Origin of the sequence: Parashewanella curva (genome assembly GCF_003675895.1) — a bacterium.
In the GTDB taxonomy this organism is placed as follows: domain Bacteria; phylum Pseudomonadota; class Gammaproteobacteria; order Enterobacterales; family Shewanellaceae; genus Parashewanella; species Parashewanella curva.
Map to the genome: position 1 here is coordinate 1 of NZ_ML014876.1, position 6398 is coordinate 6398.

At 39.2% G+C, this 6398-nt stretch carries 9 protein-coding genes; 3 read left to right on the top strand and 6 right to left on the bottom strand.

What is annotated here, in order from left to right; translation table 11 throughout:
* Both D5018_RS20270 and D5018_RS20275 read left to right on the top strand, forming a co-directional pair.
* On the top strand, positions 1 to 775 hold a 775-nt coding region (locus D5018_RS20270; RefSeq protein ID WP_121840800.1), incomplete at its 5' end, for an IS4 family transposase.
* Between the two features lie 278 nt (positions 776 to 1053).
* On the top strand, positions 1054 to 1638 hold the full coding sequence (locus D5018_RS20275) for a hypothetical protein (RefSeq protein ID WP_121840801.1): 585 nt from the start codon (positions 1054 to 1056) through the stop codon (positions 1636 to 1638).
* A gap of 38 nt (positions 1639 to 1676) precedes the next feature.
* Here D5018_RS20275 and D5018_RS20280 read toward each other — a convergent pair whose 3' ends face one another.
* The 6 genes from D5018_RS20280 to tnpA all read right to left on the bottom strand — a co-directional run bounded on the left by D5018_RS20280 (position 1677) and on the right by tnpA (position 5714).
* Positions 1677 to 1883, bottom strand: coding sequence for a hypothetical protein (locus tag D5018_RS20280; protein ID WP_121840802.1), 207 nt, complete (start codon positions 1881 to 1883; stop codon positions 1677 to 1679).
* Positions 1884 to 2237: 354 nt separating this feature from the next.
* Positions 2238 to 2408, bottom strand: a complete 171-nt coding sequence (locus D5018_RS21825; protein WP_165905133.1) for a hypothetical protein — start codon at positions 2406 to 2408, stop codon at positions 2238 to 2240.
* Between the two features lie 27 nt (positions 2409 to 2435).
* Positions 2436 to 3143: a zeta toxin family protein gene (locus D5018_RS20285; RefSeq protein WP_121840803.1), complete on the bottom strand. Its 708-nt coding sequence runs from the start codon at positions 3141 to 3143 to the stop codon at positions 2436 to 2438.
* Positions 3144 to 3387: 244 nt separating this feature from the next.
* Positions 3388 to 4908 (bottom strand): IS66 family transposase, encoded by a 1521-nt coding sequence (tnpC, locus tag D5018_RS20290; RefSeq protein ID WP_121840806.1) that lies wholly within the window; start codon positions 4906 to 4908, stop codon positions 3388 to 3390.
* 126 nt (positions 4909 to 5034) lie between these two features.
* Positions 5035 to 5388: an IS66 family insertion sequence element accessory protein TnpB gene (gene tnpB / locus D5018_RS20295; protein WP_121840804.1), complete on the bottom strand. Its 354-nt coding sequence runs from the start codon at positions 5386 to 5388 to the stop codon at positions 5035 to 5037.
* Entirely contained in the window at positions 5385 to 5714 is a 330-nt protein-coding gene (gene tnpA / locus D5018_RS20300; protein ID WP_121840805.1) for an IS66 family insertion sequence element accessory protein TnpA, read from the bottom strand. The genes tnpB and tnpA overlap by 4 nt, the downstream gene beginning before the upstream one ends.
* Before the next feature lie 31 nt (positions 5715 to 5745).
* Here tnpA and D5018_RS20305 point away from each other — a divergent pair.
* Positions 5746 to 6398 (top strand): transposase (locus tag D5018_RS20305; RefSeq protein WP_133309359.1); only part of this gene is annotated, 653 nt, incomplete at its 3' end.

Here is a 6398-nt window from a genome sequence, read left to right on the forward strand (position 1 = left end):
TAGTGCAGATGCTGTATCTGAGTATGACTTTTTACCAAACGCTGATTCATTATCCAAGTGCCTATTTATGGCAGATAGAGGCTACTTCAAGCTGTCTTATTTGGACTCAATTAATAAAGCCGATGGTTGTTACCTTGTTAGAGCCAAAGCCACTAGTAACCCGTTGGTTTTATCCGGTGTAAACGCAAACGGTAAGGAACTAAAACGATTTAAAAAAGCAAAACTGAAGGATGTTAAAAAGCACATTCGTCGCAGCCAATTAGTCGATATGGATGTTGAGGGAAAAACAGCATACAGAATGATTGCTAGTTGGCCTGCTGGAAAATCAGAGCCAACTTATTGGGCAACGAATTTACCTAGAGATAAATATCCTTCTTCAGCTGTAATAAAGCTCTATAGCTTACGTTGGCAAATAGAGTTGCTGTTTAAGGAATGGAAATCTTACAACAACTTACGCAAGTTCAGCACAACGAATGCGGGTATTATGGAGGGATTAATATGGGCGAGTTTGCTGGCACTATTGGTAAAGCGACGCATTGGTTTTAGTATTCAAAAGCTTATGGGTATTGATATCTCAAGCTTTATGGTAGCAAAAAATACTCAGAGCTGGTTCTATCAACTTATGGAATCAATTACCCATGATTCGAACTCACAAACAAGGCCTGTTTGGTATTGGGTAATTGATTATCTGTCAAAATACGCTAAACGAGCGCATCCTGAAAGAGATAGAAAAACTGGGCGTTTGAGGTATGGTTTAGTTTCCCTTAATCCTTAATGTCCAACCTATGAGTATTTGTTATTTTGGTGGTTAAAGAGATTAGAATACGTTTCCAAATAACGGACTATCGGGGAAGGGAGTGTAACTGACAAAATCAGAGTTGTTCATTGATGTCCTGTGGTGATCATAGGCAAAATTATCTTTGCCCCGAAATGAGTTTATGAATTTAAACTTTGCTCAACAAACCTGAACATACCTCTACTCCTTAGAGCTAATATTTTGAATGAAAAAGCAAAATTTTATAGTCTATAAAAAATTCACTCGTAGGTTCTTTTATGGCGACTAGCAGGGAGTTAGATTCAACTTCAATTGTTAATATCCAGTTTTTAGAACGGACTAATATAACATTGATAAACCAATCGAGAGAGCAAAAACAACGCCTAACAGTAGAATTTAATGGCGAAAATTTTGAATTTATATTGAATGGTGACTCACCTATCCCCAAAGATTTTTTTGATGCTTTCTCATCAGAGAGCCATTTGTTAGAAAAGGAACCTATTTGCAACGTTAGCCATTACGAAGTAGTAGAGAGCGGTAATGCCCCAAAGATTAATGCTCTTGTTCAAAAATGCCTTAGTTTCATAGAATCGCAACGCTGCATGGAAGATTTTGCTGAGCGAGGCATAACGTTTCTAGAATTACCAGATGAAACAACTGAATTGTTTTCTCAGACATATGTAGAAGCTAAATGTAAAGTTGAATTGGCTTTCCGAGAGCTATGCACTCATTTGTTACAAAGTAACATACCAAATATTCATAATCAGATAATTGGAGTGGTACGGGAGAAGCTACAGCACTCTTTAGCAAGAATAGATGTCATTGTTGAAATGCAAGAAATAAAAAAAATTGTAAAATTTTAGAGCCTGTAAGGCCGTGTATAATCTATGAATAAAGTTATTTAATTATCCCAACAACTTCCGGCGCAACAAAAACATAAAAAAGCATCTTTTATAATATTAATTTGAGTCTCGGTAACATCATAGTCATAAAGCTGAGCACAAGGGGCTTCTAGAGTATCTTTTTCCTTTAGTCCCTTATCAATCAGATCTGATATCATTTCTTGGAGATCTATGTTCGCAGTCCGCTGATTACTTTCTACAGACATAATGCACCTAATTGTTTTGACTCTTGTTAACTCCCTTTAGACTATATCTACTTTGCGAAAAAGTGAAAAACTATTTTTAAACGAAATTCAGCGTTAAACAATATAACATCGTACCAATAAGATGCCGAATTTAGGTAAAGCTCCCAACATAAAGTGCTAGTAATCGGCCATTGAACTAATGTTCTGTCTTATTGCTATTTAATCTAACGCGTTCCTGCTCAGAAACAAGTTGGCATTCAGTTAAATCGAGCCTTATTACGGGTTACAGCCTATTCTGTGAAATTGGAACTAGTGGGAATATACAGAAAATGAATTACCCAGAAAAGTGCCACAAGCTGTGGCACAATTGAATTATTATGAGATGTGCTTAGCTTGCTCAATGATGTCGTTTTGCATTTTGGTTGCCTTTGACATCACGATATCATAAATTTTCTTCTTTTCTTCTACACTGGCACTGTTAACAAAATACGAAAGCTTAGAAGCTGTCGTTAAAGACTTTACTGGCTTTGTTGCTTTAGCTGTCATAATTTCTCTCCAGTTGTAGTTTAGATTTCATAAGTCTAACAGTCTTTCTAAATCGCTGCGAGAGTATTTTTTATCTATATGTTCGTCTATATTTTCGATGTTATCTCTATATGCTCGGGGGCTACCGTCTGTATTTTTTAATAATAAATCCACCTTAACAGCGTCACCGTACTTAGCTTTTACTTGGCGGATCACAGTTTGAGAGCCGAAAAACTGCTCAATAAAAGTTTCTGGCTTAATTCTTCTTCCTTCTACTTTTTCTCTGGCTTGAACAAATTTCCAAGCTAACAGCGGTTCTTGATATACAAAAATAATGAGCACGGAACGTTCACGGTTCAATGAACGATCAATGTTTTTACAGGCAATATTGAAATTAGAGAATGTGCCATCCAATACAAAGCTTTGATTATTTTTAAAGATGAAATCCAGAGTGCGTTCAACAATAAAACTGACACCTTTTTGGAAAAGATAAGAGTTGTTTCCAGTGTAATCCTCGAAGTAATCTCTTAGTTCATCCGGATCTAAGCGAATGATGCTTGTATCTGCAAAGGCTTCTAAAAAAACTTTAGAGGCTTCTGTTTTCCCTGCTCCGGGAGAGCCACACATAAAGATTGAAACAGGCTGCTCATCGGCAGGAAACTTTTTGCTGTCGCTTAATTCTCTGCCAATTCGAGTTCTATTTTTCTTGGCGAACTCAATAGCTCGAAGCTCGATTTCTTGTTCAGCTTGATTCATGTTCAATCCGAAGGTGATAAGGAACTTTTATTTTAGCACCATAACTCAAACTGAAGCATTACATGATTAAGTGAGAACTAATTGTGCACCGAAAGTCATTCGTCGATAGCTCGCACCATTTGAAAATATTTTTAATTTACGCTTGGCGCACTATCAAAATTTGTCAGGGATTCACGTATTCTGTTATTGTACAATTTATGAAAAAGCTACTCGCAAAACTATTGTAAGCGTCTGCCGAACTCCACTAATCCTGATCAAAATTCCAAGGCATTAATGGCTCTAAATCGCTAGGGGCATGGGCAAGTTGCTCAAATAAATAGGTGAGATATTGAGTAGGATTAACACCGTTTACTTTGCAAGTTTCAACGATGCTGTATAACACAGCACTACTGTTGGCGCCGCTTTCAGTGTGACAGAAGAGGAAATTTTTTCGACCAATGGCAAAGTGTTTAGCTTCTCGTTCGACTCGATTATTGTCGATGCTCAACCGACCATCTTCGAGATAACGAACAAGTTTACTCCATTGATTTAGGCTGTAGTTAATGGCTGCACTTATCTTGCTTCCTGACATCACGTTATTGACCGATTTTTCCAGCCACGTCTTGTAAGCGTTAATAATAGGCACTGCTTCGGTTTGTCTGGTTTGGTACTTTTCGTCGGGCGATTTTCCTTTAAGTCGTTTTTCTATAGCGTAAAGTTTTTGGATAAAGCTCAATCCTTGCAGTGCCTTGTTCGCTTTGCCTTCTGATTGACTTTTTATTATGTCGGTATATTTACGACGTACGTGCGCCCAACACCCAACAAGCTTGGCTAGGGTGTTTTCAAAAGCTTGATAACCGTCCACGTGCATGTAGCCCTGATAACCATCAAGGAAATCGATAATACACTCTGCACTTTTCGTTGCTTGGTAGTCAAACAGCACTATGTTGGGTGGGGCATGTTTTTCCACAGGGGGAGAATCCGCACCGCAACAGTAGATAAACATGTAACATTGGCTCTTATCCACTTGGTTAACTTGCAAACGAGTTTCATCACAGCTGATCACGGGGCGTTTGAGTAAATGTTGTTTTAAGTGCTGATAAATGGGTTTCAGCGCGTTAGCACACTTTATTATCCATTCCGATTGGGTTTGACGACTCAAATGAATACCGTATTCAGCAAACAGTTTTTCTTGGCGATATAAAGGTAAACTAAATTGAAACTTGTTGGTGATGATGAGGCTTAACAAACTTGGAGTGGCATAGCCTTTATCGATAATCGCTGACGGCATCTTTTGTTGTTGAATGTGAACTTGCGTTCCGTGATGCTCGCAGTGACGGCAACTGTACTTCGGCCTGATATGCTGGAGAACTTTTAGCTGCATCGGAATGACTTCAAGCTTCTCGGTAATATCTTCGCCAATTTTATGAAGTTCATGACCACAGCAGTCGCAAGTTTTGTCTTCTATGTCGTGAACAATTTGCTCTCTAGGTAAACTTTCAGGTAACGGTTGACGTTTTGGCTTATTGCGCTCATAGGTAATGGTTTGTTTTTCTTCTGGCTCTAGGGCATCATCAACCGTCGCTTCCGCTTCATTAAAAAGGTCAGCTTGCAATGGATTTTGCTCTGAGCTTTTTCCAAATTTTTGTTGACGTAACAGCCTTACATCTTCCCAAAACTGAATGATTTGTTGCTGGAGTTCGGCGATAAGCTGGTCTTTCTCTGAAAGTTGCAGGTCTTTATTGGCGAGATGTTCCGCACTGAGTTGACGCTCTGCAAGTAACATCTCTTGCAGAGTTTTGATGTCGTTGGGTAACTCGTGAGCACGTAATTTCATGGTTCTAATTTACCATGAAACCAAGCACTCACTTAGTTCAATAGGTGATCAACAATAACCTATGATCATAAGGAACTAAGCGGCATGCATACCATCACAATTTATGGCTTGATGACCAATAATGGAAAAGCCATCAAGTAAACGATCAAGTTCATCTTCGGTAAGCTCAAGTTGAGAAGCCGTATGATTTACCGGCCATTTAAATTTCTCTTTGGCTAATTGTTTGTACCAAAGTGCAAACCCGGTTTTATCCCAGTAAAGCAGCTTAAGTTTATTTCTCGCTTTGTTGGTAAACAAGAACAAAGCACCACTAAATGGAGAGAGGTTCATTTGTGACTCGACAATCTGGCTTAGGCCGCTAATGGCGTTACGAAAATCGACGGGTTGACGGTAAAGGTAAATTTCAGAGGCACCACAAAACATCTTCATGAGTTTAGCTCCTTGATTAACGTTGATAACCACTTAGCACTGGTTGATTTGGGAATACTGAGCTGTGTCGCACCGTGAGCTAAGACAAGGCTTGCATCATGTTCATCACCTTTGGTCGCAGTGATAATGGAAATGAATTCAGGCGGGGCTTTAGCTTTAACGTGATCCACTTCTTTACGTAAGCGCTTTATTTTAGCTTTGGCGTTGTGGAACGATTGAATGGGGATCAATTTTTGATGGCAGAATTGCCCTATGGTTAATCCTGAATTCTGTTGTTCTTCGAGAAGCTGTAGCCACTCTTCAGGGCTTCGATGTTGATGTCGCATTAGGTGTGGCCTTTGACAAATAAAGACCACTATGCCGATTTTAATTGGTAATGAAAGGTGCTGTTTGGCGGACGCTTACGCCCCAATTGGTAATAAGCCAACTTGTATATGCATCAACAGCCAAAGAGTTAGATGTGGTGATTGCGGGATTACTCGCTTCCTTCCACTGCGTTTTGCACCTAGAGAAAAAGTCAGATATACCAAAGGATTTGAAAAGTATGTGCTATCTCTTTCAGCACTAAACATGACGATTAGTGACATAGCTCGCTTGTGCAATGTGAGCTGGGATTGCATCAAAGAAATACAAAAGCGTCACCTGAACAAAAAATACAGACAGCCAGACTTAAAAGACGTAACACATATTGGCATTGATGAAATCTATTGTGGCTCTAAAACAGGCTTTATGACTGTTGTTATTGATATGAAAACGAGCGCAGTGATTTATACAGAAAAAGGGAAAAAGGCGGCGAGCCTTGATGGTTTCTGGGCACGAAAAAAACGTTGTAAGAAGCCCATAGAAGCTGTTGCTACCGATATGGGACAGGCTTATATCAGCTCGGTTAATGAGCATGCGCCTAATGCAAAGCTAGTCATTGACCGTTTCCATGTCGTGAAGCGCTTCAATGAGAAACTGACTGAGTTTAGAAGAGATATTCAAAGAGCAGCGGAGAATAAAGATGATTC